Annotated in this window: 28 protein-coding genes and 2 pseudogenes; 6 read left to right on the plus strand and 24 right to left on the minus strand. The window is 34.7% G+C overall.

What is annotated here, in order from left to right; translation table 11 throughout:
- Positions 1 to 188: 188 nt before the first annotated feature.
- From BPMYX0001_RS15725 to BPMYX0001_RS15745, 5 genes are all read right to left on the minus strand, one after another.
- The gene (locus BPMYX0001_RS15725) at positions 189 to 503 is read right to left on the minus strand and encodes a hypothetical protein (protein ID WP_033796355.1); all 315 of its coding nucleotides are present in this window, start codon (positions 501 to 503) and stop codon (positions 189 to 191) included.
- A 2-nt stretch (positions 504 to 505) separates the two neighbouring features.
- Complete coding sequence (locus BPMYX0001_RS33175; protein ID WP_018780955.1) at positions 506 to 814, minus strand: HNH endonuclease; 309 nt, start codon at positions 812 to 814, stop codon at positions 506 to 508.
- Positions 814 to 1,056, minus strand: coding sequence for a hypothetical protein (locus BPMYX0001_RS15735; RefSeq protein ID WP_033796356.1), 243 nt, complete (start codon positions 1,054 to 1,056; stop codon positions 814 to 816). The genes BPMYX0001_RS33175 and BPMYX0001_RS15735 overlap by 1 nt, the downstream gene beginning before the upstream one ends.
- A 208-nt stretch (positions 1,057 to 1,264) precedes the next feature.
- On the minus strand, positions 1,265 to 1,453 hold the full coding sequence (locus tag BPMYX0001_RS15740) for a hypothetical protein (protein WP_231398641.1): 189 nt from the start codon (positions 1,451 to 1,453) through the stop codon (positions 1,265 to 1,267).
- A gap of 637 nt (positions 1,454 to 2,090) precedes the next feature.
- Positions 2,091 to 2,606 carry a DUF3231 family protein gene (locus BPMYX0001_RS15745; protein ID WP_018780953.1) on the minus strand — a complete coding sequence of 172 codons (516 nt, stop codon included), beginning with the start codon at positions 2,604 to 2,606 and terminating at the stop codon, positions 2,091 to 2,093.
- Between the two features lie 345 nt (positions 2,607 to 2,951).
- Between BPMYX0001_RS15745 and BPMYX0001_RS15750 the strand changes: the two genes are divergently transcribed.
- Positions 2,952 to 3,254, plus strand: coding sequence for a WGxxGxxG family protein (locus tag BPMYX0001_RS15750; RefSeq protein ID WP_033799058.1), 303 nt, complete (start codon positions 2,952 to 2,954; stop codon positions 3,252 to 3,254).
- 288 nt (positions 3,255 to 3,542) lie between these two features.
- On the opposite strand, the gene BPMYX0001_RS33675 is transcribed toward BPMYX0001_RS15750, so the two are convergent.
- The 3 genes and pseudogenes from BPMYX0001_RS33675 to BPMYX0001_RS29555 all read right to left on the minus strand — a co-directional run bounded on the left by BPMYX0001_RS33675 (position 3,543) and on the right by BPMYX0001_RS29555 (position 5,413).
- Positions 3,543 to 4,037: a hypothetical protein gene (locus BPMYX0001_RS33675; RefSeq protein WP_006095714.1), complete on the minus strand. Its 495-nt coding sequence runs from the start codon at positions 4,035 to 4,037 to the stop codon at positions 3,543 to 3,545.
- A 367-nt stretch (positions 4,038 to 4,404) separates the two neighbouring features.
- Positions 4,405 to 4,902: a site-specific integrase gene (locus BPMYX0001_RS29550; protein WP_240516974.1), complete on the minus strand. Its 498-nt coding sequence runs from the start codon at positions 4,900 to 4,902 to the stop codon at positions 4,405 to 4,407.
- A gap of 41 nt (positions 4,903 to 4,943) precedes the next feature.
- Positions 4,944 to 5,413 (minus strand): annotated as a pseudogene (locus tag BPMYX0001_RS29555) (ArpU family phage packaging/lysis transcriptional regulator).
- A gap of 1,324 nt (positions 5,414 to 6,737) precedes the next feature.
- Between BPMYX0001_RS29555 and BPMYX0001_RS32710 the strand changes: the two are divergent.
- On the plus strand, positions 6,738 to 6,932 hold the full coding sequence (locus tag BPMYX0001_RS32710) for a hypothetical protein (protein ID WP_003208133.1): 195 nt from the start codon (positions 6,738 to 6,740) through the stop codon (positions 6,930 to 6,932).
- 157 nt (positions 6,933 to 7,089) lie between these two features.
- Positions 7,090 to 7,563, plus strand: a complete 474-nt coding sequence (locus BPMYX0001_RS15775; RefSeq protein ID WP_003208136.1) for a CDI toxin immunity protein — start codon at positions 7,090 to 7,092, stop codon at positions 7,561 to 7,563.
- A gap of 52 nt (positions 7,564 to 7,615) precedes the next feature.
- Here the strand turns inward: BPMYX0001_RS15775 and BPMYX0001_RS15780 are convergent, their stop codons facing one another.
- From BPMYX0001_RS15780 to BPMYX0001_RS15825, 10 genes are all read right to left on the minus strand, one after another.
- Positions 7,616 to 7,807, minus strand: coding sequence for a DUF3954 domain-containing protein (locus BPMYX0001_RS15780; RefSeq protein ID WP_006095717.1), 192 nt, complete (start codon positions 7,805 to 7,807; stop codon positions 7,616 to 7,618).
- 76 nt (positions 7,808 to 7,883) lie between these two features.
- Positions 7,884 to 8,246: a hypothetical protein gene (locus tag BPMYX0001_RS15785; protein ID WP_033799059.1), complete on the minus strand. Its 363-nt coding sequence runs from the start codon at positions 8,244 to 8,246 to the stop codon at positions 7,884 to 7,886.
- Complete coding sequence (locus BPMYX0001_RS15790) at positions 8,221 to 8,409, minus strand: hypothetical protein (RefSeq protein ID WP_003199559.1); 189 nt, start codon at positions 8,407 to 8,409, stop codon at positions 8,221 to 8,223. The genes BPMYX0001_RS15785 and BPMYX0001_RS15790 overlap by 26 nt, the downstream gene beginning before the upstream one ends.
- Positions 8,409 to 9,731 carry a replicative DNA helicase gene (dnaB, locus tag BPMYX0001_RS15795; RefSeq protein WP_006095718.1) on the minus strand — a complete coding sequence of 441 codons (1,323 nt, stop codon included), beginning with the start codon at positions 9,729 to 9,731 and terminating at the stop codon, positions 8,409 to 8,411. Before dnaB ends, BPMYX0001_RS15790 begins: the two co-directional genes overlap by 1 nt.
- Complete coding sequence (locus BPMYX0001_RS15800; protein ID WP_006095719.1) at positions 9,731 to 10,651, minus strand: DnaD domain-containing protein; 921 nt, start codon at positions 10,649 to 10,651, stop codon at positions 9,731 to 9,733. Before BPMYX0001_RS15800 ends, dnaB begins: the two co-directional genes overlap by 1 nt.
- Before the next feature lie 280 nt (positions 10,652 to 10,931).
- A complete protein-coding gene (locus BPMYX0001_RS15805) occupies positions 10,932 to 11,216 on the minus strand; it encodes a hypothetical protein (protein ID WP_033799060.1) in 285 nt (94 codons plus the stop codon).
- A gap of 181 nt (positions 11,217 to 11,397) precedes the next feature.
- Positions 11,398 to 11,619 (minus strand): hypothetical protein, encoded by a 222-nt coding sequence (locus BPMYX0001_RS15810; protein WP_003199552.1) that lies wholly within the window; start codon positions 11,617 to 11,619, stop codon positions 11,398 to 11,400.
- A gap of 14 nt (positions 11,620 to 11,633) precedes the next feature.
- Positions 11,634 to 12,221: a helix-turn-helix domain-containing protein gene (locus tag BPMYX0001_RS15815; RefSeq protein WP_006095720.1), complete on the minus strand. Its 588-nt coding sequence runs from the start codon at positions 12,219 to 12,221 to the stop codon at positions 11,634 to 11,636.
- An 89-nt stretch (positions 12,222 to 12,310) separates the two neighbouring features.
- Positions 12,311 to 12,559 (minus strand): hypothetical protein, encoded by a 249-nt coding sequence (locus BPMYX0001_RS15820; protein WP_033799699.1) that lies wholly within the window; start codon positions 12,557 to 12,559, stop codon positions 12,311 to 12,313.
- Positions 12,560 to 12,624: 65 nt separating this feature from the next.
- Positions 12,625 to 12,840: a helix-turn-helix domain-containing protein gene (locus BPMYX0001_RS15825; protein ID WP_006095721.1), complete on the minus strand. Its 216-nt coding sequence runs from the start codon at positions 12,838 to 12,840 to the stop codon at positions 12,625 to 12,627.
- Between the two features lie 162 nt (positions 12,841 to 13,002).
- Here BPMYX0001_RS15825 and BPMYX0001_RS15830 point away from each other — a divergent pair, with 162 nt between their 5' ends.
- The 3 genes from BPMYX0001_RS15830 to BPMYX0001_RS15840 all read left to right on the plus strand — a co-directional run bounded on the left by BPMYX0001_RS15830 (position 13,003) and on the right by BPMYX0001_RS15840 (position 15,708).
- Complete coding sequence (locus BPMYX0001_RS15830) at positions 13,003 to 13,374, plus strand: helix-turn-helix domain-containing protein (RefSeq protein WP_003199546.1); 372 nt, start codon at positions 13,003 to 13,005, stop codon at positions 13,372 to 13,374.
- A 167-nt stretch (positions 13,375 to 13,541) separates the two neighbouring features.
- Complete coding sequence (locus BPMYX0001_RS15835) at positions 13,542 to 14,066, plus strand: ImmA/IrrE family metallo-endopeptidase (RefSeq protein WP_003199544.1); 525 nt, start codon at positions 13,542 to 13,544, stop codon at positions 14,064 to 14,066.
- A gap of 94 nt (positions 14,067 to 14,160) precedes the next feature.
- Positions 14,161 to 15,708: a recombinase family protein gene (locus tag BPMYX0001_RS15840; RefSeq protein ID WP_006095722.1), complete on the plus strand. Its 1,548-nt coding sequence runs from the start codon at positions 14,161 to 14,163 to the stop codon at positions 15,706 to 15,708.
- 32 nt (positions 15,709 to 15,740) lie between these two features.
- Here the strand turns inward: BPMYX0001_RS15840 and dpaB are convergent.
- The 6 genes and pseudogenes from dpaB to pnp form a co-directional block, all read right to left on the minus strand.
- A pseudogene (dpaB, locus tag BPMYX0001_RS15845) lies at positions 15,741 to 16,166 on the minus strand (dipicolinate synthase subunit B); the annotation flags it as partial.
- On the minus strand, positions 16,163 to 17,065 hold the full coding sequence (gene dpaA, locus BPMYX0001_RS15850) for a dipicolinic acid synthetase subunit A (protein ID WP_018780935.1): 903 nt from the start codon (positions 17,063 to 17,065) through the stop codon (positions 16,163 to 16,165). The gene dpaA and the pseudogene dpaB, both read right to left, overlap by 4 nt.
- Positions 17,066 to 17,475: 410 nt before the next feature.
- Positions 17,476 to 17,727 (minus strand): YlmC/YmxH family sporulation protein, encoded by a 252-nt coding sequence (locus tag BPMYX0001_RS15855; RefSeq protein ID WP_029426914.1) that lies wholly within the window; start codon positions 17,725 to 17,727, stop codon positions 17,476 to 17,478.
- 197 nt (positions 17,728 to 17,924) lie between these two features.
- Positions 17,925 to 19,163 (minus strand): M16 family metallopeptidase, encoded by a 1,239-nt coding sequence (locus BPMYX0001_RS15860; protein WP_033799061.1) that lies wholly within the window; start codon positions 19,161 to 19,163, stop codon positions 17,925 to 17,927.
- A gap of 86 nt (positions 19,164 to 19,249) precedes the next feature.
- Positions 19,250 to 20,149 carry a polysaccharide deacetylase family protein gene (locus tag BPMYX0001_RS15865; protein ID WP_033796363.1) on the minus strand — a complete coding sequence of 300 codons (900 nt, stop codon included), beginning with the start codon at positions 20,147 to 20,149 and terminating at the stop codon, positions 19,250 to 19,252.
- 162 nt (positions 20,150 to 20,311) lie between these two features.
- Complete coding sequence (pnp, locus tag BPMYX0001_RS15870) at positions 20,312 to 22,465, minus strand: polyribonucleotide nucleotidyltransferase (protein ID WP_003199530.1); 2,154 nt, start codon at positions 22,463 to 22,465, stop codon at positions 20,312 to 20,314.
- Positions 22,466 to 22,549 lie beyond the last annotated feature (84 nt).

A 22,549-nucleotide genomic window follows, 5' to 3' on the forward strand; every position in this document is an offset into this window, starting at 1 on the left:
CATATTCACCACCTCTTTCCATACATCGAATTTGAGGCGGTTTTAAACGAATTTAAAAAGGATGCACCCTGTATTTTGTGTGCACCCCTCCCCCTCACGTGAGAAAATCAAAAAATATTTTTTCCGACGTCCCCTCCCCGTTGAATGGTTCCCCAGAAAAAAAGCTAAAATTTTTGACCGGGGGGGTTTTAGGAAACTAATTCAAAGTATGTTTCGATAAAATCTAAAATAAAAAAGACTTCTTCACTAGAAATCTTTAGAATATCTATAGTAAATTTTAATTTCTCTTCATCTTGCGATCTTTCTCTTACATCAATAAGTTTAAGTCGTTTGCACTTCCTTGGATTAACACAGTCTCTTATCTGACAGTAACGCCAGTAAGAATACTTTCTAAACTGATTCAACATGTCACGTTCATATGAAGTTCGTTCTTCCTTATCAGTATCAGCATATTGAATCATTAAGTCAGTATCGAATGTCCAACTACCATCCACAATAATCATAGCTACCACCGTTCCTCATTCAAGAACTTAGGTTTTTTCTTCTCAATCTTATCTAACCGATCATGTACTTCATTATGACATCGAATGCATAAACATTGTAAGTTATCCAAGTCTAATGCTAAATGTGGATGCGTCTTTACTTCTTTAAGATGATGCACATTCTCAGCAGGTTTGTATTTACCTTTTGACTTACACATCTGACATTCATAGTTATCTCGCTTTAAAGCTTTAAGCCTTAGCTCTCTCCACTCTTTAGACTTGTAGAACTTCATAAGTTTTCCTTCTCTTATGAGTTTAATATAGTCAATCATTAGCACACCATCCTTGCTCGTACACAGATAGGCTTACGATACATAACCTGTGATCTTATTACTTTATGTTTAACGTATCCATATACTGGACGCTCTGGACGTTCCAACTTATACTCCATATACTTTGCTGAAAGTTCTTTAATTTGTTCCCAGTAGCTAGAAAACAACTGAGAGATTACTTTATATAATTCATACGCTAACTTGTTAAAGGCTTCTCTAAGTGATTCAATATTAATGTTCATTCCTTCACCCCTTAACCTTCTTTATCCTCACCAATGCGATAACCAAAATATACTACTAATAAAGTAACAAGTGTACCTATGAAGTATCCCATAAGACCTCCTAACCAAAACACCCCATCACTTCCTCACAATAAAATAAGACGCTAAACCGATAACGGCAGCGCCTAGGATAATTGATATTGGTTTAATCATTATGCTTAATGTTCTTTCATTCTTGAAGGCATGCTAACTTTTCTAAAAGATCATAATAACTACCATAAGAATCTATAACTCCTTTACATGGTCCCACTGTCAAGGCGCCTTTAGGGTCTTGCTCTTTCCACTTCCTGCTAGCTTCTTCCATAATATATCCAAGTTGATGTGTATTGTTAGCAATAAATCGTTGTATTTCGTCCATCATTTATCTTCCTTCCTGTTAAAACTATCCGCTTTATATAATAAAAAGAGCACCCGTTTCCGCGAGCGCTCCTTTTAAGGGATTACGAGAATCCCATTAACGAAAGTCAAGGCTACTAAAGTTAATGAGGTACAAGTAGTATATGCTTGTCTCATTCAAATGTTCACTAGTTTAATGTGTAATTTCTATATAACAAAGAAAAGCACCCGAATGGATGCTATATCACTACTTATTAATTTGTAATTTAAATACGGTAAATGAAGTTTTATTCTTTTCTCAAGAAGCCAATGTTGTTTGCACAACTGCATCTACACAGTATCAAGTTCCTGAGAGAAGAGCAAAAAGCCCTCCTATATTAACGAGATCATTCAATCAATACCATTAAAGCTGGTTACGGATTTTAAATTATGCCGTCAATATGAAGCCGTTTAGAATTATAAAGGTATCCTTGTGAGAAGTGTTTTCCGCCACTTCTCACAATACAAATATAACATGGTGATTCTAAAACAACCGGCACATTTACGGCCAAAAAGCGGTCACGACTCTGCCACTTATTTTAATTCGCCAATAACCTTTATTTCCCTAGACAAGCCCACTGCAACAACCATAAAGAATAAATTGGATTTCTATTAAGGTGTTATGCTTGTTCTGATTGTTGAACATGTAATGGAGGCGGAATAATCCAACCTTTTTTCTTATTCAGACGAAGTAATATAGCTCCAGCTTGTGCTTTTTTCATATGGAATTGACCAAACATCATTCCTACATCTTCTCGAAGAGATTGTCCCATTGCTTGGCTACATGCTACTAATCCAGCAGCAAGATCCATGGAAACTTTAGCTGCAATTTCTGCATCATTAATACGAGCACCTGGAGGAATCGTTTCAATAGATGCAACTGGTCTTTCTGGAGGTGCTGGTGGTAATGCAACACCATTTAATTTTAATAAATTTTTTAATTCTTCAACTTCTGATTGGATATCATTCTCTACAAGATTTTCTAAAAATTTCTTTAAATCCTCGTCTCCTGTGTGGTTAATAAGAACTTGATATCCAGCAATTGCACCTTGTGCCGCTGCAAGATAACTCCAAATCCCAAAGACTTCTCCGTAGTGCATTGGTTCATTTTGTGGATTTCCACTTAAAACACCCATTAAAATATTCCTCCTTAAAGAAATTAAACTTTTAATAACAACTCTTACTATAGAAAAAATTTTCCCAACCATGTTCCGGGTTAAAGAAAATAAGTTCTTATAACTCATAAGGCACACCTTACCCATATATAGTAATTACACCTTATAGAATGTACTGCTACAAAAAAATTATTCATATAAATAACACATATATTTCAATTAACATAATCCATTATTATCAGTACTTTTAATAATAGAAATTAAAGATATTTATCATAATTTTAACTCAAATGAATTTATATATTCTTAAACGAATATTGTCTAAAGGAACTGGAGACATTACTAAATATGAAAGGAGGGAAAACCATGAAGAAAAAACTGTCATCTATTTTAGGTGCCCTATTACTAACTATTTTGGTTTTTGGTACAAGCGTCCATGCTGAATACGATGGATATAATACGGATAGAGTTAACAATAATAATATTACAACTCGAGTTAATGACGATAACATGAATAGAGTTAATTATGATACTAGAACTCGAAATGTGAATACAACAAATGATTTGAATAATAATCGTAAAAATAATAATTGGGCATGGCTTGGTTTATTAGGACTAGTAGGTTTATTCGGTCTTAGAAGAAAAGAAAAAGAACCAGAAAGACGTTAATGTAGAACATTGCATTTAACTTAAAAAGATACTTATTCATCAAAAAAATGCAAAATGAATAAACTATGAATCGCCTTTAATAAGGCGATTTTTTATTTTTTCAAAATCAATAATAATTATATAAAAACGGATACTATTCAATGAATTTCTTAACTTGATGGTAATAGAGCGGTACGTCCATTTAACGAACAACGCTTCTTTTTTATACCGTCGCTTCACTTACCCATATCTGACATTGTCGAAAATAAAAAAGAAGAATACTCCTTCAAGTATTCTTCTTTTTCACTATTATTTCATATAACCGTTGCTATCAAAATAGTATTTTGTCCCGTCAATTACTAATGATTCATTTGTTGCAAGTCCATAATCTCCTGGAATAAAATACATCCATTTTCCTTGTGCGTTTTGTTCCCAACCTGACTTTTGAACTAATTTTCCTCCTGGAGCAAATAAATACCATCTTTCTCCTGCAGAACCACGGTCTATCACCATCCATCCATTTGTAGTAGAATTAATGCATTTATTGCCTGGATCAACCATAATACGTCTAGAAATATAATACCAATCTTGTCCAGATTTCACCCAACCATTATATATTGAGTTTCCATTATCGGCATATAAGTTAAAAACCCATATTTTAGAAGGGCACGTTCCTACTGTTTCTAGTTCCTTCCATTCTCCATCAGTTCCAGCTACATATGTATTAGCTGCAAAAGCATTTGTAGTAGGATAAATAGCAAAAATAACAAAACATAATATCATTGCTTTTACAAATTTTTTCATAATAATCTATTTCCTCCCTAATAAATTTAATACCGTTAAATCATACTATATAAAAATATAATTGTATACTGAATTTCATAATAAATAACCAAAATTATACACTTTGAGAGACACCCCTAAAAATATAGGAAATACTCTTATTAAAAGCACCGACTAGATTCACTTCAATAAGAAGATATTAATTTATAAAAAAATGTCTTAGTATTTTTTGTTTTGCCTTATGACTTACCCATATCTTATATTTTGTGTAACTGCCCCTATCGCTGAATCCCTTGATATCCATAGCTTCATAACACTTTCCTTTTTGAGTTACACAACACATAAAAAATGGGTAACTATAAAAGACAAAAAAATAAAAAGGATGTTGCTATATTTTGAATCTGGTCATAGCTTTATCCATTGCATCTTGGTTAACACCTATGTATCTTAATGTAACTCTTTCGGATGAATGGTTAAATATCTCCATCAGCAATGCGATATTCTTCGTTTGCATATACATATGATAGCCGAATGTCTTACGTAATGTATGCGTTCCTATTTCGTCTAACCCAAACTCTGCTGCAGTACTTCTAAGTATCTTATATGCCATACTTCGTCCGATTGGTTTATTCTTTCCTTCGCGACTCTTAATCAAGTACTCATTATCATCTCTTTCTTCGATATACCAACGTAATTCTCTTTTTAATGCTGGTGTCAATTGAATACGTTTCTGTTTTCCCGTCTTCTTTTCTCTCATTGAAATATGACTACCTTTTAAATCACCAACTCGTAGCTTTAAAATATCACTAATACGTAAACCTGTATTAATTCCCATTACAAACAAAATATAATTGCGTTCATTATTTTCCTTTAGATATTCTTTAATTTGTTATATTTGCTCTGGCTCTCGAATAGGTTGGACAAAATTCATAGATCACCCCCTCCATAATGCTTTTCTACCTCATATGCTTCTAATCTCAGAGCGAAAGCTAGTTTATAAAAAGCATTAGACTTATTACGTCTATATGTGCGCTCACTCATGCCAATCTCGTTATAAACCATATAATCAAAAACTTCTTCATCTTCTAAATAACGTTTATAATAATGTCTCTTTGATTCTTACTAAACCTACTTAATGCCTTGTCGATCTGAAAAGATAGGCGTTTTAACCTTTCTTCTCTTATACTTAATCCTATATTCGCTAAAGCAACATCTTCAGCTGGTTTCCCTACTACATTTGTTGGTCCATGATATCTTATCTCACCTGAAGCTGTAACCTTCATTTCATTTCTAATCATCCCAAATTGTCTATAAATACGAACGTTTTCAAGAACCTCTTCTAATCGAGATTGTGTTGCTTTACGGTCAATTTTTGGTAAGAATGTCAATTGTGTCATATATATAAACACTCCTTGTCTATTTTATTAATGAAAATAAAAAAAGCGGACACCAAACCACAGAGCAATATTGTTATTACTCTTAATAGTTTGATATCCGCTGGTTCTTCCAGTAGGACTAAATATTTAATTTCTATTATTATATCATTTTCTTTCGTCTTAGTAATTTTTAAAAGGATTATTTTGTTCAATTTCTGGATAGATGTTAATATTCTTCATAAAGGAGGTCTATTGATGAAGAATTTATGGACAAAGATTTTTATAGGTGTTCTCATAGGAATTCTTATAGGAACTGCTCTTTTAATAACATTATATTTTGTTAGTGTTTCACTTTTTTGGAATCAGCCCTAAATTAAAAGTGTTTTAAAATCCTACTATTAAAAATATCCTCACGTTTATTTAACGAGTATTCCGTCAATAATGTAGATAGGCTGTATGCCAAAACTCATTTAAATTTCTTTCTCCGTCCCCCTTTTGGAGATACCTTGGAGCCGAACAGTTAGCTTTTGCTAGCTGCTCTTTTATTTAAAATGCAATTTTTATTTTCACCTTTAACTGATACACACATATATTAATAATCTACATACAAATGTTAACTAGCTCCTTAAAGAGCACTATTCGAAAGTGCTCTTTTCTGATACAAAAATCTAAATACCAAAATGAATTTTTTATTATTCATCCTTTTCATCCCTGTATAACATTTCAAATCTCGTTTATACCATAGCTGTAACTTATGGAAATGAGGCATATTCACTCATACGCTCTACTTTTATAGAGGGCTTTTTTATAATTTTGTTAACACCTTCTTGAGATTAGCATATCTTATACTACTCATTGATTCAAAGAGCACTTTGGCTCAGTGTTCTTTGACACCTATCTTTTGAAGAGCACTGCATACCAGTGCTCTTTTTTGCGTATACATATTGTGATTTCAATTATTTAATTTTCACGCTTACAGCGACACCAACGTATACATATAAAAATAAGTGAAAACCTATTAGGCATTAGAACCCTCTTTCTAGGAGCATCTTAAAAAGATGCCCTTTTTACATATACAAGTCAGATATCAAATAGCATTTTTGCTGATTTTTTGAACCTTTAAATAAGACAAGCATATGATATTGTATGGAGACCCTCTCTCATAAGAACCTATTTTTCTAAGAGCACATTTATATGTGTGCTCTTTTTTATTTGCTACAAAATAACTATTTTATTAAGTTTCTCAATTTACTAAAGTAATGCTCTCGAAAAGGCATTCATATATATATTTATCGAATGCGCTTTGGAATTCTTAGAAAATCAAATACTTTAGGAGTTGATTAACATGGAAAATAAATCACCAAAATTAATAATTCCTCCTGACACGAAAATCCAATTTACATTTTTCTCTCCTTCTGGTGAAGTAATTTTCAAACAATCTCTAGCAAACGAAACTTTAGAGTCCATCATACTTCCTATTCATTGTCCTATCGAATACGAAAGACTTGAAGCTGTAAGAATCCCATTATCTAAAGAATAGCTCCCCATAAAGGTTTACCCAAATCCCCCTTAATTGCAAGGGATTTTTCAATATAAAATAACGCTTTTGTTTAGTTCATAATTTAAAAAATTCCTTTCCTAAGTACTGTTTCTATATGCTATACTGATTCTTAATTAATTGTAGAAGGATTGATAAAATGAATGATAGATCCTCAAGACGATGGCAAATGCAACAAAAGTTAAGAGCACTGAAAACAAAAAACAGGAATAATACAAATCCTTTGTTTAATGAATGTCTTGAATCCCTAGGAGACGAAACTTTAATTTTCTCTCAGGGAAAAAGCCAGCAGATTGCTACTAATTTAATAAAATCATTTCCTATAACTGTCTCTGGAAAAATAGATTGGGAACAGATAGACAATCAATTAGTAGTTCCAAACAAAGAACGACTAATTTCCCTTATTAGAGCACACAAACTAGATTTTAATGAACAGATTTTTATACTATGGGATAACTATGAAATCCCTGTAGTAGGTACAAATCTTGATAATGTATTCCAATCACTAGCTGACGTTGATGCAGTCAGTTTTTATTACTGGTTATTAGATAAAGAATATAGATTCGTAATTGAAATAGAGGATGAAGAAATGATTAGGGTTGGATTTCGCTAATAATCTACTCATCTTTCCTTATTCTGCTTTTCTACAAAATTCAAATTTGGTATTAAATCAACTGCGTCTTCCGTTCATCCATACGAGTTACTTTTCTACTTTTATATACAAAGGACTGTTCCCCGTGACCACTTGTGGGTGGCTCTATTAGGTGAACTTGTCCATCTTTCACAACATAAATCATATTTTCTACTAATGAAATTTCAGCCTTCATTTCTGCAATGTTTTCCTTGATAATTGCCACCGAAACCACTCCTATATGTGTTATAATTACTTTGTCGAATAATTATGTCGGGAGCAATCTCGGCTTTTTTATTTGCCTATAAATATTGCACAACGTTTTCTGGAATAAATGATTGTTCCAAGGATAGATGAAGTCGTATTGATATCGGTTCTTTATTATCTCTTGCCTTCTTACAAAGTTCTTCGGCTTTTTCCCATTCAAATTGTTTATCCTCCGCTCGCTTATAACGCCAAATCCCAATTGTATATTCCTCAAACATTTCATATTTCTCACTAGGAGCTGTGGTAAGCTTTAGCTCATCAACTGCCCTTGCTTGGCTTGGTATTTGAACAACCACATCAGCAAAACGTACTTGAGAATTCAACCGATGAATATGCGCTTTCTTAGGATCAAATGCTACTACTGGCTCAACATCAAATATTGTTAGCTGCTTTGGCATCGCTCTGTCCCTCCAATACATGCAAGCCTGTTGTTAAAATCCCTTCAAGTTGAGTTAATGTTAATTGATCTAATGTTTTCTCGTTTATTTCAGATAACCCTAAACTAAGTAATTTACGAATAATGAGCAATTTCCGTCGTTCAACTTCCTGTCTTAATAACATCACTGTACCTCCCGTTGGTTATCATATCTTCTCTCTAAATTAATGAATTTGCTAAACTCTTTAATAAATGCAAGTTCAACTGTACCAACAGGACCATTTCTCTGCTTGGCCAGAATAATTTCAGTTATGTTTTTATTCGCTGTTTCTGCATCGTAATAATCTTCACGATATAAAAATGCGATCAAATCAGCATCTTGCTCAATTTGTCCTGTCTCACGTAAATCAGATAACAGAGGACGTTTATCTTGTCTACTTTCAACAGCACGACTTAACTGTGATAAAGCAATTACACATACATCCAGTTCCCTAGCCATCAGTTTCAACTTCCGGCTAATCTCGCCAATCTCTTGCATACGATTTCCTCTATGCTTTGGATCACCAACAATAAGCTGTAAATAATCAATCGCTATTAATACCTTTTTATCTGGATGTTTACGTTTCAGTTTTCTGGTCTTTGCATAAATCTCTTGCATTGTTACATTTGCCTTATCGTATATTTCCAGTGGAAGATTGTTAATCAATCCCATTGCTTGGCTGATGTTTTCCCAGTCTTTGATATTGCAAAGTTTCTTAGGGTTTTTCATTTTGGTTGCATCAACATTGCCGGCACTAGAAATCATTCTCTTGAGCAATTGTTCTTCTCCCATCTCTAGTGAAAAGATTCCAACTGCTGTATCTGAACTTGCTGCATGATAAGCAACGTTTAGTACAAATGCCGTTTTCCCCATTGCTGGACGTGCACCAACAATGATTAAGTCTCCTGTCTGTAATCCAGAGGTCATTCGATTAAAATCGTAATATCCAGTGTTTATACCTGTTAAATCGCCAACATCGATTTGCATCTTCTTATATAGCCCAACAAGCGTTTCTTTTAAATCAAACTCACCTGAATAACCCGTTTCCTCTATCGCATTTAGTTCATCGATTGTATTGCCGATTGCACTAATATCTTTGTCTTTCTGAAGACGCTTATATAAATCACCAGCAACCTCTTGAGCATGCCGCATTTTCCATGCTTCTATCACAAGACCCTCGTGATACGAAAAGTTTTTTGTTGTTGAAACGCCCTCAGCTAAATTAACTAAAAACTGAATGTCACCAATTTGATTTATAAAACTATCTAATTTTTCAACTACAGTCACAAGATCTATAGGGCTTTCAACGTCTTCAAGTTCTCTCATTGCCTTAAAAATGGCTTGATGTGTTGGAAGAGAAAATTGATTTGGTTTTAACTGACAATCTTTTATCAAATCCCCTTCCATGATGATGCTGCCTAAAACACTTTGCTCCGCTTCCAAATTACGAATGATGTCGTTACTCATTATTGCATCCATCCATTCTGTTGATTAAGTGCTGCAAGTTCTTCATCAGTGGCGATATTTTGATTCCACTCTTTTTGTTGCTGCAATACTTGTTTAGTAGATTCAGACATAGCAACAGATTGATATGCTGGCTGTTGTTTTACTTGTGTTGTTCGTTTAGCACGAAACTCTTTGTCGGCTACTTCAACATCAGTTACTGTTTTAAAGCCTTTAACATGCCAATCTCTTAAAATTGAATTTACATAAGACATGTTTCTTGTATTTTTTTCCAGAGAAATTTCCATTGCTTTAACAACTAGCTCTGCATTTAAATCATCTACCCACGCAAGAATTCCTTCTGCGATAAAAGGTGTCATGAATCCAAAGTTTTGTTCGTAAAAAGAAATTGGGTTAACTTCAACAACGTCCGTGCGCTCTTCTTGTTGTTTTTCTTTTTCTTTTTCTTTTTCTTTTTCTTTTTCCCCACTTATCGTTGACGTATCGTGGCACGTATCGTGAACAGCAAGAAACTCTTCGAAAATAGCACGAATTTTATCATTTTTAACTTTTGGAGTTACTAAGCTAATAAGACTAATATCTGTTACTCCATCAAGTTCTTTGCGAACACAATCTTCAATTGGTTTACCGCCTCTATTAAGGTTATATTTACCCCAATTGATAATTGCTAGTTCGCGTGTTTCTGGATTATACTTAACTAATTTATGATGGTTTTCAAAACGATCTAAGAGTGAATTAACACTTTCCATGGAGTAACCTAAATCAAAATCCATTTGCTTTTTGGTGATTTGGTACACACCAATTTGAGTAGTACATGGGTTTGTAAGAAGATACAGATTAAATAATTTATCTTCCGGAGTCATCTCCTCAATAACTTTTGCATCCTGCCAAAATGAAACTTGAACTGGTCTAAAAACTGCCATGTTATTCATCCTCCCGTTTACATATCGCAAACCCGTCCTCTATACGTAATAAGCGATAATTTTTATAACCTTTTTTAGATATTGCTGTACTAAATAAGCAAGGTGCTGTTCTGACGTTACCTGTTGGACAATCTTAGGATTTAACAACACTCTATGTAATGTTTTGTCTAAAAGCATACAATACACTCCATTGTTATAACGTTTATGATTTGGTATAATTAACTTAACTAAAATTTACCAACCACTATTTATCTATCACTCGGCAAAGTGATAGATTTTTTTATTTCCTACGACTTACCAGCGAAGCGTTAACACCTTTAGAACGAGATCCTTTAATAATCACACAATAACTTTTAGATACTTCATGTTCCTCCTTTTCTTCACGAAGCATCTTAAACTCTTTTACACATCGATTAAGCTCTTCTTCCCAATAATTCGCTTCCTCATGAGATTTAGCGTTGAACATGTTGTAAATGCATGTATTCATGCAATCATGAAGTTCATTTGTAAACGAAAAGTCTCCTAGAAGAACAAGATCATGCAGACAATAGTATTCAGTTGTCATGGTTTTCACCTCTTTTCTATGTAAATGGATGCTGTACGCATCGTTACAACCAGAAAGGGATATCTTTAAAGGGGGTTGGGTAACAATCCTTTCTGGTCATAGCGACAAGCACAGTGGCTTGTCCAAATAATAAATAAAATGGTATAATTACTTTGTAGAATTTATTGCGAGCTACTGTTGTCTAGGCGGTAGCTTTTTCTTTTGCCCATTTATGTTTTAAAGTAAATGATGCCTCAATAATTTTGATTCGAATTCCCACTAACTTTTTCTCTTGTTGTAATTCTCCTAACTTTTTATCATCACCAAATGTTTTAGCTATTTTTATTTCACCAGTTAACTTTGCATCATAACGAATTAGTTCCTTATATTCTCTTAAGCTTGGATTCTTGTAATCTACTGTCACTTACATTTCCTCCTTTACAAAACTTTTGTTAAAGTCATTAAGCTATCCACCGATTGAATAATAACGTTTTCTGACATAGCCTTTTGCAACCAGCTTTTTTGTATTTGTTCCATAATGCCAAAGTGTACTTGTTCAAGAGCTTGTACTACACATTGAGTAGCTTGGATTGTATCGAAGATTTCTTTTGCATGAACTGCGTATTCATGTTTCTCCTTTTCGCCCAACTTCCATGAACGTGTTGTAATTTGTAAATTCATGATTTCCTTCGTTGCCGCAATCCCCTCTTCGGCTTGCTTGATGTAATTCATAAGTTGTAAATTTACATCGCTCGTTAAACGAGGATCTGTTGGTGGTAATCCTACACCATAAATATGTTTAATTGCCTGTTTATTTAATGGTGCTCCTGTTGCATCACACCAATCCATTGCTAATTCAAAAGGCACTTTAGAAAAACCAGATTCAATATTTTTTAAACGTTCGTAAGTAATGCCGAGATACTCTGCTAGACCTTTCTTTGTTCGATAATGTGCATTTTCACAACATTCTCTAGCATTACGTAGCAATCCACCTATAGACGAATTGCAATATATACTTGTTCCCATATTTGTTCGCCTCCGTATTAAGTTGTCAAAGGATTACAATAAAGTTTATAGAATACATAACTTGTCTATTTTTATGTAAAAAAGAGGAATTAATCCTCGATACTTTCTTTTGCTTGCATTTCTTTGATGATGGCCCAACCAGCCTCGTAATATGCTCGAAGGATTTTATCAATTTCCTTTTGTGGTTTAGGTTCAGGAGCCACAATATAAACTTTCGTTTTTCCAAACTCATAAGAAGCTGAATATTCTTCTTGTTGGCTCATGGTGTCACCTCTTGAAGTGCTTTTTACATTTGTATGCTGCTGATCTGTTGGTACTGCCATTGGAAGTGCTGACATTTTTTCACCTTCTTTCGTTATTCGGACATAAATTTGCATTAGCATTCAAACCCCTTTATTTTTTATCACTCTAAAACTTTGCAAACTGAATAGCGCGTAGACAAAAAAATATCTTCTTTTTTCTTTCCATATAACTTTGCAATTTGATCAGCTCTCTCTGCGCTGACCTGCCGCTGTCCGTTTTCAATTTGTGACAAATAGCCACCAGAAATACCGAGATTCTTTGCAGCTTCTTCAATACTTATTCCAAATTTCATACGCATTTCTTTTGGTCCAATCACTTCTTTATCACCACCTAAAACTACGCATAATGTGTTGTTATCCAAAATATACTACGCATTATGCAAAGTATCAACGCGTTTCGCAAAGTTTTTGTCAATTCATTTCAAATTTTGCACTTTGCAAAGTATAATTAATCTTAGAAGATGAATAGGAGGATTCCTATGATTGGAGAGAATTTAAGAAAATTAAGAAAGACAAATAACCTAACTATGAAAGAGTTAGGGCAAAAATTAAATCTGGCTGAATCAACAATATCAGGTTATGAGAATGGAAACAGAAAACCTGATTATGACACGTTAAATAAGTTTGCTGATTTCTTTGAGGTTTCAACTGACTATCTTTTAGGTAGAGATATTACTAAAAATACAACTAGAGACACTTATACCTATAATCCTTTAACAGATCCCGATCTAGGACTTTGGTTTAAAGACATCAAAGATGCTTCTCCTGATAAACAAGAAGAACTTAAACAGTTTTGGGAGTTTATTAAAAGTAAGGAGAAAAATCGTAAACCTGGGGATAAACAAAATTAATTAAATAACCTAAATAAATACACGCTGTATTGCGTGTATTTATTTGAACAGGAATGGTTAATTGTTCCTATAATTCTTATATATTTTTAAAGCCCCCTTCACGGGCTTTTCTTTTTACAGCAAAATAAGAACATACGTTTGCATTTTTAACAATGGAGTGAAATGATATGCATAAAACACAGCCTTACTACACAACACAAATCGAAGATTATATTAAAAATTTGTATCATTCTTTATCCATCTTTATTCCAGAACAAATTGATATGATAACAATTGCCCAAAAACTAAATATTTGGTTACATTTTGCTCCATTTGGAAGTCGTGCTATTTGTAAAAATAATTTGCCCAGTATTATTATTGATAATCGAAACATGGCTTATCAACAATGGGAGGACTTTGGTCATGAGCTTTGCCATGTTCTATTCCATGTAGGAAATCAGCTATACATACCGAAATTATTTTTAGACTACCAAGAAGCAAAAGCAAACAATTTCAAGCTACATTTTTGTATTCCTACTTTTATGTTAAGGACACTAAACCTTCCCGAAACAAGAAAAGAATCGATATACCTCATTGCAAAAACTTTCAATGTTTCATTTCATACTGCTGAGCAACGCTTGTTGCATTATGAAAATCAGCTGCTAGCTAGTCATTTGCTAAATGTTTTTTCACAAACATGTCTAATTACATAATAAAAACTATAACTTCTACTTAACTACATTGAATTTTTATAATTTATCTTATTTACTTTTCGTATAATTAATACTAAATATAGGAGGTACTGCCATGAAAACCGCAATCTACTTACGTAAATCACGCGCTGATCTAGAAGCCGAAGCACGTGGTGAAGGTGAAACTTTAGCAAAGCACCGCACTACCCTGCTGAAAATAGCTAAAGAGCTAAATTTAGATGTTTTATCCGTTCGTGAGGAAATCGTTTCTGGGGAGAGCTTAGTGAAACGTCCTGAGATGTTGGCACTACTCGAAGAAATTGAAGATAACAAATATGACGTTGTTCTATGTATGGATATGGACCGTTTAGGACGTGGCGGTATGAAAGAGCAAGGAATCATCTTAGAGACATTTAAACGCTCCAATACGAAGATTATGACACCTAGAAAGACTTATGACCTTAACGATGAGTGGGACGAAGAATACAGTGAATTTGAGGCGTTTATGGCACGTAAAGAGTTAAAGATTATTACTCGCCGTATGCAACGTGGTCGTATTGCAAGTGTAGAGGCTGGCAATTACCTTGGTACGCATGCACCATACGGATATGATATCCTCCGTTTGAATAAACGTGAGCGCACATTAACTATTAATTCAGAGGAAGCCTCTGTTGTGAGAATGATATTTGAATGGTATGCAAATGAGGATATGGGAGCCTCCGTCATTACGAACAAATTAAATCAGCTTGGCTACAAAAGTAAGTTAGGTAACGATTGGAACCCATACAGTATATTAGACATGTTAAAAAATAATGTTTACATTGGAAAGGTAACATGGCAAAAAAGAAAAGAAGTGAAACGTCCGGATGCAACGAAACGTAGTTGCACTAGACAAGATAAATCAGAATGGATTATTGCGGATGGAAAACATGATCCGATTATCCCAGAAAGCTTATTCGAAAAAGCACAGGAGAAATTAAATACGAGGTATCACGTTCCTTATAATACGAATGGATTAAAGAATCCGTTAGCTGGGATTATCAGATGCGGAAAATGTGGATACAGCATGGTACAACGATATCCAAAAAATCGAAAACATACAATGGATTGTAAACATCGTGGTTGTGAAAATAAATCCAGTTATACAGAACTAATCGAAAAACGTTTACTCGAAGCATTAAAAGAATGGTACATCAATTATAAAGCTGATTTTGAAAAAAATAAGCAGGATGAAAGCACAAAAGAAACACAAATTATTCAAATGAACGAGGCTGCTTTACGAAAACTTGAAAAAGAGTTAGTGGATGTCCAAAAACAAAAAAATAATTTACACGATTTATTAGAGCGTGGTGTTTATACTGTTGATATGTTTTTAGAACGTTCTAATGTTGTTTCCAATCGTATTAATGAGATTACTGAAACGATAGAAAACCTCAGAAAAGAAATTAAAACAGAAATAACAAAGGAAAAAGTGAAGAAAGATACAATTCCTCAAGTCGAGCATGTGTTAGATCTATATTTCAAAACAGATGATCCACAAAAAAAGAACAGCCTCCTAAAGTCAGTTTTAGAAAAGGCTGTTTATACGAAAGAAAAATGGCAAAGACTCGACGATTTTAAACTTGTGCTTTACCCTAAGCTCCCTCAAGATGACGACAAATAAACGTTTGCTTTTTGTCGTCATCTTGTTGGTGTAATTAGGTTTACACCATTAAGGCCAAGAGCATCATTTGTTGAAACAGCTAACACAACTGGTTTTCCATTCCGAAGCGTCGCCTTTGCTGCCATTAATACAGGAGAATCTGTCATTGCATTGGCAAATTTACTCATTGAATTCCCTGTTAATGGAGCAATCACCATGCAGTCTAATGGAATTTTAGGACCGAGTGGTTCTGCGCCTACAATAGAATTAATAACCTTATTTCCTGTTATCTCTTCAATCCGTTCAATCCACTCTGCTCCTTCACCAAATCTAGTATTTGTTGTTTGTACAGTATATGAAACAACCGGCAGCACTTCTGCTCCTTCTACAATTAGTTTCTCTACATGCGGCATAACTTCCGCATACGTACAATGTGATCCTGTAAATCCAAACCCAATTCGTTTTCCTTTTAAACTCATTTTCCATTCTCCTCCTTTGCCATCATATCTGCCGTTAATAACTGAGAAAGAACATTCGCTAAAATTTGCCCTGCTGTTTTTGGTGCAACAATTCCTGGAAGACCGGGTGCTAACAAGGCTTTAATCCCTCGTTTCTCTGCATAACGAAAATCCGTACCACCAGGCTTAGAAGCCAAGTCAATAATCAACGTATGAGCTGGCATCCTAGAAATAGCCCTTGCCGTTACAACGAGGTGCGGAATCGTATTAATGACAATATCAACATCACTTACTTCTTTCTCAATATCCTGCATATAAAAAGGAGAAAACATCATTTCCGAAATACGAGCGATATGTTCTGAACGTCGTGCTCCTACTTTGACATGAGCTCCTAGTGATTGAAAAGCTCTCGCTACACTCATTCCAGTTCTACCAAATCCTAAAACCATTACATTCGAACCGTGAATTGTATAATCTGTATGTTGAATAACCATCATTAATGTTCCTTCTACCGTTGGAATAGAATTATAGATCGCCACATCATCACGATCGAATAGTTTCACAAGTTTTCGATTTGTTGTAGATGTAATATTTTCTAAATACGGTGTACCAATTCCTGAATATATAGTAAAGTTTGCTGGTGTTTTTTCAATCTGTTCTTTCGTAAGCGCAACTTTTTCATTTGAAAAAATAGTATCTACTTCTCCTTTTGCATTTGTTCCTGCTACCGGCAAAATAATTGCATCTAAAGAAGTGAAATCTAGATCTTGCATACTCTCTTTTGCTGCCCCTGTAAAACCATGATCCAGTTGATCAAATCCTACTAATGAAAGTTTTGCATCAAGTTCAACCAACTTACGAATCACTTCTAGCTGCCTTGCATCTCCTCCTATGACAGCAATGTGCATCTCAGTCAACATTCCCTACTTCACCTTCTTTTTCTTTCATTTATAAGAAAAGTGCCTACTTTTTCTTTTTCCTCCACATAATATGTACCGTACGAGTTAGAGGTGATTGAAAAACAAAAAGCATTCAATATTTCTAAATATGTGAAATTCTATAAGATAAAACTTCCATTAGAGTTACACTCTTCCTCATTACTTAACTACTACTCCCTCACTCCATTTTCATTTGAACGTGCTACACCTGTTCCAATAAAGCGAAACTATAATCAACGACATCTCCCACCGATTATTAGGCTTCATCACTTGGACCTTTACCGACAGTTTATCTTCCAACCTATCTTCTTTGTTTTACTGAATCTTGAGGTAGGAGTATTACTTGCCTGTGAATAGTGGAATAAAAAAAAGACAACCAAAATGGTTATCTTTTACTGTGAGCTTGGGCGGCTTGCAAGGTCAAAGATAATCATATCATGACCGACCTTTTTAATACGGTTCCATTCTACACGAACTTCTTGCTGCTCCCTTTTAAACCCACCCCATTTTCCCACCGGTATAATGAGAGCTTGAATTTTCCCATCCTTCTCGTTTATTTCTAAATCAGCATGACCTAAAACTCCCATTTTTTCCGCACGCTCCAAGTCCACAATCTCTTTTCCACTTAATTCACTTAAACGCATATGATTCTCCCCTTTACGAACATCTTCCATACAACATCCTCAAATCCTAGCCTATAATAAGTACGTATTCTACACGTCTCTAAAAAATACCAAGAAAATGAACTCCTCTCCCTAGCATTCAAAATCTGTTATACTTATAAAAAGCTTAGTACATAAAAATAACCGTATCTCCTCGTACGAGATACGGTTATTTCGTCTTATTTCATTCCTTTTGGAAGCTCTCCATTCGGACTAATTAGCGCTGTGGAAAATTCATTTGTAAATATACTGCGAATCAATTGATCCACATCTGTTTTGGTAACCTTGTTCACACTCTCAATAATTTCATCAAGCGAACGATGTTTTCTAAGGAGCAATTCATTTTTTCCATTGCGACTCATACGGCTATTCGTACTTTCTAAACTTAACATCAGATTTCCTTTAAGCTGCTCTTTACTATTAACAAGTTCTTTCTCTGTAATACCTGTATTTTTCAATGTCTCTAACGTTTCTTGCATTGTATCATATAAAGTATCTAATTGTTGGCTTCCTGTACCACCGTAAAGTGTTAACATTCCTGTATCTTCATATGAAGAATGATAAGAGAACACTGAATATGCTAATCCTCGTTGCTCACGTACTTCTTGGAATAAGCGGCTACTCATACTGCCACCTAATACATTATTTAATACAATTAAGTTATAAATATCTTCATGTCCCATTTGTAATCCTTGGAATCCTAAACATAAATGAGCTTGCTCTGTTTCCTTTTTACGGGTCACTTTATTAAAATGAAAAATCGGACTATGTACTTGTTCACGATTTGTTGTTCCCTCGTAGTTGCCAAAATATTGTTCCACTGTTTGAACAAATGTTTCATCAATATTTCCAGCAATCGAAACTACAACATTTTCAGGTGTATAATGATCTTTTATATATTGACGTAATGTATCCCCTGTAAATGTTTCAAGCGTTTCTTCTGTACCTAAAATTGGGTATCCAAGCGGATGCGTTTCATATGTCGCTTTCGTTAACATGTCATGCACAATATCATCTGGCGTATCCTCATACATTTTAATTTCTTCAAATACAACGTTCTTCTCTTTTTTCAATTCTTCTTCATCAAATGTGGAATTGAAGAACATGTCAGCTAACACATCTAGTGCATATTTTGCATGCTCATCAAGTACCTTTGCATAATAGCACGTGTATTCTTTTGAAGTAAATGCATTCACTTGACCACCAATACTATCAAATGACTCTGCAATTTCTCTCGCACTACGCGTCTCTGTCCCCTTAAAAAACATGTGCTCTAAAAAGTGCGAAACTCCATTGTTTTTTTCATTTTCATTTCTTGAACCTGCATGAATCCATATACCAATTGCAACAGAACGAACAGTTGGTATATTCTCCATAACGATTCTTACACCATTTTTACAAGTATATTTTTTAATCAAAAACTTTCCTCCTAATGCCAGTTTCTCTAAATAATTGCTATTATTTAATGATAACAAGTTTGAACATGAATGTCATGTAAATGTATTTAATCAATGCGTTTTTCATCTAATAATTCTGTAATATTCCCTACTTTATACCCTTGTTTTTTCAACTGTGAAATCATCGTATCTAACGCCTCAGCTGTTGGAGGTGTCGGATGCATTAATACAATTGCACCTGGGTGTACTTTCCGCATCACACGCTGAAGAAGCACTTCAGGCTCTGGACGTTTCCAATCAATTGTATCAACTGTCCACATAATAGTCCCCATCTTCAATCCGCCCGCCACTTCTACAACTTCATCGCGGAAACTTCCACTTGGTGGTGCAAACCATCGTACTTTTTGACTTGTAGCTGCCTCAATAATTTGATTCGTTTTTTGTAATTGTTCTTGTATTTGATTTCTAGACAGCGTTTTCATATCCGGATGCGTATAAGAATGATTTCCTACTTCTTGCTTTGCATCTACAATCATTTTTGCAAATCTTAAATTTTCTTTTACCCAGCGTCCTTCCAAAAAGAACGTTGCCTTTACATCATGCTTTTTCAATGTTTCTAATATACGCGGAAGATACTCATTTCCCCACGCCACATTTATCGTTAATCCTACCATTTTTTTATGTGGATGCCCACGATAAATGGGAGAATACGATAAATCTTCTAAATGCGTGCTTGGTGACACTTCCCGATATACAAGTTGCTTCTCATCAAACCTCCCTATTTTCTTCATGTTATTATATGACGCTTCAATATCAACCTCTTTACCATTATACCCTGGCGTCGCTTTCCAAATCTTATCAATTATCGCATTTTGCGGTGCAATTGAATATTGCTTCGCTTGTTTCTGAATTTCTTCATAAAGATCATCATTTGCTAGCGCTGAATATGAGCATAAACCCATACAAAGAAAGAATATAGATATGAATACAAATATACGAGTTCTCATATAAACCCTCCCATTAACTATACACATAAGAAAAATCCATTTTCTTCTTATCCTTGTTAATTTGAGCGTTATTATGAAAACTATACCTTTTCACTAATAAAAATCTATGCATCGAATGTATTTTTATTTAACAAAAAAAGCCAGGAACCCTGGCTTTTTTACTTACTTCTGTTCTTGTATATTTTCTTGTTTTGAAGCTTCTTCTTTTGCCGCTTCTTTTTCTTGCTCTTCTTTTAGCAATACTTTTCTAGACAAGTTTACACGGCCTTGTTTGTCAATCTCGATAACTTTTACTGAAATCTCGTCACCGATTTTCACAACGTCTTCTACTTTACCTACACGTTCAAGTGCAAGCTCAGAAATATGAACAAGTCCATCTTTACCACTAAATAATCCAACGAAAGCACCGAATTTTTCAACGCGTTTTACTTTTCCTAAGTAAATTTCGCCTACTTGTACTTCACGAACAATATCTTCGATGATTTTCTTCGCCTTTTCATTCATCTCTTGATCAATAGAAGAAATAAAGACTGTACCATCTTGCTCAATATCAATTTTCACGCCAGTTTCTTCAATAATTTTGTTAATTTGCTTACCGCTCGGTCCAATAACATCACGGATTTTGTCCGGATTAATTGTCATTGTAATAATTTTCGGAGCATACGCAGATAACTCTTTACGAGGCTCGGCAATAGCAGATAGCATATGATCTAGAATGTGCATGCGGCCAACTTTCGCTTGTTGTAATGCTTCCTCTAAAATTTCACGAGATAAACCAGCAATTTTAATATCCATTTGTAGCGCTGTTACACCTTGAGCTGTACCTGCTACTTTAAAGTCCATATCACCTAAGTGATCTTCCATACCTTGGATATCAGTTAAAATTGTGTAGTGCTCACCAGACTTCACAAGTCCCATTGCAATACCAGCAACTGGTGCTTTAAGTGGAACACCTGCATCCATCATAGCTAACGTACTTCCACAAATACTTGCCTGTGAAGTAGAACCATTTGATTCTAATACTTCTGATACAAGACGAACTGTATACGGGAAGTCTTGCTCAGATGGAATAACTGGTTCAAGCGCACGTTCACCTAATGCACCGTGACCGATTTCACGACGACCAGGTCCACGCATTGGTCTTGTTTCTCCAACACTAAAGGATGGGAAGTTATAGTGATGCATAAAACGTTTTGATTCCTCTACACCAAGACCGTCTAAAATTTGCACATCGCCTAATGCACCTAACGTACAAATACTAAGCGCTTGTGTTTGTCCACGTGTAAATAAACCAGAACCGTGCGTACGAGATAAAATACCTACCTCTGATGCTAAAGGACGGATTTCATCACCTTTACGTCCATCCGGGCGGATTTTTTCAACTGTAATAAGACGACGTACTTCTTCTTTTACAATTTTATATAAAATCTCATTTACTTGTCCTAATGTTTCTCCATCAGCTTCATTTGCTTCATAGTGCTCAATCACACGCTTTTTCACTTCGTTAATTGCATCTTCACGTGCATGTTTTTCATGTACTTGAATCGCAGCATGCATATCTTTCTCTGCCATTTCACGTACATCTTGATTGATTGTAGCATCTACTTCATATAATTTCACTTCTGTTTTTTCTTTACCAACTGCTTGTACAATCTCTTCTTGGAAAGCAACTAAACGTTTAATCTCATCATGACCAAACATAATCGCTTCTAACATTATTTCTTCAGGTACTTGATCAGCCCCTGCTTCTACCATGTTAATTGCATCTTTTGTCCCAGCTACAACAAGGTGAATATCACTTTTTTCTTGTTGTTCTACCGTTGGGTTAATAATGAATTCGCCGTCGATGCGACCAACTGTTGCACCAGCGATTGGTCCTTCAAATGGAACATCTGAAATCGATAACGCTAATGAAGAACCAAGCATAGCTGCCATCTCAGAAGAACAATCTTGGTCAACACTCATAACGATGCTGACAACTTGCACTTCATTACGGAAGCCATCTGCGAAAAGTGGACGAATTGGTCGGTCAATTAAGCGACTTGCTAAAATTGCTTTTTCACTTGGACGACCTTCACGTTTAATAAAACCGCCTGGGATTTTTCCGACTGCATATAAACGTTCTTCATAGTTTACTGTAAGTGGGAAGAAATCTACATTTTTTGGCTCTTTTGATGCAGTTGCTGTAGATAGAACCGCTGTGTCGCCATATCTTACTAATACTGCCCCGTTTGCTTGTTTTGCAAGCTGGCCTGTTTCAATTGTTAGCTGACGACCAGCTAAATCTATCGAGAAGACTTGCTTTTCTTGACTCATTTAAGTACCCCTCTCAATTTAAAATATTCAATTCTTCTATGTAAATGGATAATATATCACAATATTCTTCCTCTAGTATTACCG

This window comes from Bacillus pseudomycoides DSM 12442 (genome assembly GCF_000161455.1).
Taxonomy (GTDB): Bacteria; Bacillota; Bacilli; order Bacillales; family Bacillaceae_G; genus Bacillus_A; species Bacillus_A pseudomycoides.

Excerpts from the sequence above, each read along its gene's own strand:
- BPMYX0001_RS15840 (WP_006095722.1), top strand. The coding sequence starts at position 14,161 with ATGAAAACCGCAATCTACTTACGTAAATCACGCGCTGATCTAGAAGCC.
- dnaB (WP_006095718.1), bottom strand. The coding sequence starts at position 9,731 with ATGAGTAACGACATCATTCGTAATTTGGAAGCGGAGCAAAGTGTTTTA.
- BPMYX0001_RS15855 (WP_029426914.1), bottom strand. The coding sequence starts at position 17,727 with ATGCGTTTAAGTGAATTAAGTGGAAAAGAGATTGTGGACTTGGAGCGT.
- BPMYX0001_RS15725 (WP_033796355.1), bottom strand. The coding sequence starts at position 503 with ATGATTATTGTGGATGGTAGTTGGACATTCGATACTGACTTAATGATT.
- BPMYX0001_RS15745 (WP_018780953.1), bottom strand. The coding sequence starts at position 2,606 with ATGGGTGTTTTAAGTGGAAATCCACAAAATGAACCAATGCACTACGGA.
- BPMYX0001_RS15740 (WP_231398641.1), bottom strand. The coding sequence starts at position 1,453 with ATGGACGAAATACAACGATTTATTGCTAACAATACACATCAACTTGGA.
- BPMYX0001_RS15735 (WP_033796356.1), bottom strand. The coding sequence starts at position 1,056 with ATGAACATTAATATTGAATCACTTAGAGAAGCCTTTAACAAGTTAGCG.
- BPMYX0001_RS15775 (WP_003208136.1), top strand. The coding sequence starts at position 7,090 with ATGAATGATAGATCCTCAAGACGATGGCAAATGCAACAAAAGTTAAGA.
- BPMYX0001_RS15820 (WP_033799699.1), bottom strand. The coding sequence starts at position 12,559 with ATGTCAGCACTTCCAATGGCAGTACCAACAGATCAGCAGCATACAAAT.
- BPMYX0001_RS33175 (WP_018780955.1), bottom strand. The coding sequence starts at position 814 with ATGATTGACTATATTAAACTCATAAGAGAAGGAAAACTTATGAAGTTC.
- BPMYX0001_RS15835 (WP_003199544.1), top strand. The coding sequence starts at position 13,542 with ATGCATAAAACACAGCCTTACTACACAACACAAATCGAAGATTATATT.
- BPMYX0001_RS15830 (WP_003199546.1), top strand. The coding sequence starts at position 13,003 with ATGATTGGAGAGAATTTAAGAAAATTAAGAAAGACAAATAACCTAACT.
- pnp (WP_003199530.1), bottom strand. The coding sequence starts at position 22,465 with ATGAGTCAAGAAAAGCAAGTCTTCTCGATAGATTTAGCTGGTCGTCAG.
- BPMYX0001_RS32710 (WP_003208133.1), top strand. The coding sequence starts at position 6,738 with ATGGAAAATAAATCACCAAAATTAATAATTCCTCCTGACACGAAAATC.
- dpaA (WP_018780935.1), bottom strand. The coding sequence starts at position 17,065 with ATGTTGACTGAGATGCACATTGCTGTCATAGGAGGAGATGCAAGGCAG.
- BPMYX0001_RS33675 (WP_006095714.1), bottom strand. The coding sequence starts at position 4,037 with ATGAAAAAATTTGTAAAAGCAATGATATTATGTTTTGTTATTTTTGCT.
- BPMYX0001_RS15785 (WP_033799059.1), bottom strand. The coding sequence starts at position 8,246 with ATGCCAAAGCAGCTAACAATATTTGATGTTGAGCCAGTAGTAGCATTT.
- BPMYX0001_RS15815 (WP_006095720.1), bottom strand. The coding sequence starts at position 12,221 with ATGGGAACAAGTATATATTGCAATTCGTCTATAGGTGGATTGCTACGT.
- BPMYX0001_RS15805 (WP_033799060.1), bottom strand. The coding sequence starts at position 11,216 with ATGACAACTGAATACTATTGTCTGCATGATCTTGTTCTTCTAGGAGAC.
- BPMYX0001_RS15790 (WP_003199559.1), bottom strand. The coding sequence starts at position 8,409 with ATGTTATTAAGACAGGAAGTTGAACGACGGAAATTGCTCATTATTCGT.
- BPMYX0001_RS15750 (WP_033799058.1), top strand. The coding sequence starts at position 2,952 with ATGAAGAAAAAACTGTCATCTATTTTAGGTGCCCTATTACTAACTATT.
- BPMYX0001_RS15865 (WP_033796363.1), bottom strand. The coding sequence starts at position 20,149 with ATGAGAACTCGTATATTTGTATTCATATCTATATTCTTTCTTTGTATG.
- BPMYX0001_RS15800 (WP_006095719.1), bottom strand. The coding sequence starts at position 10,651 with ATGGCAGTTTTTAGACCAGTTCAAGTTTCATTTTGGCAGGATGCAAAA.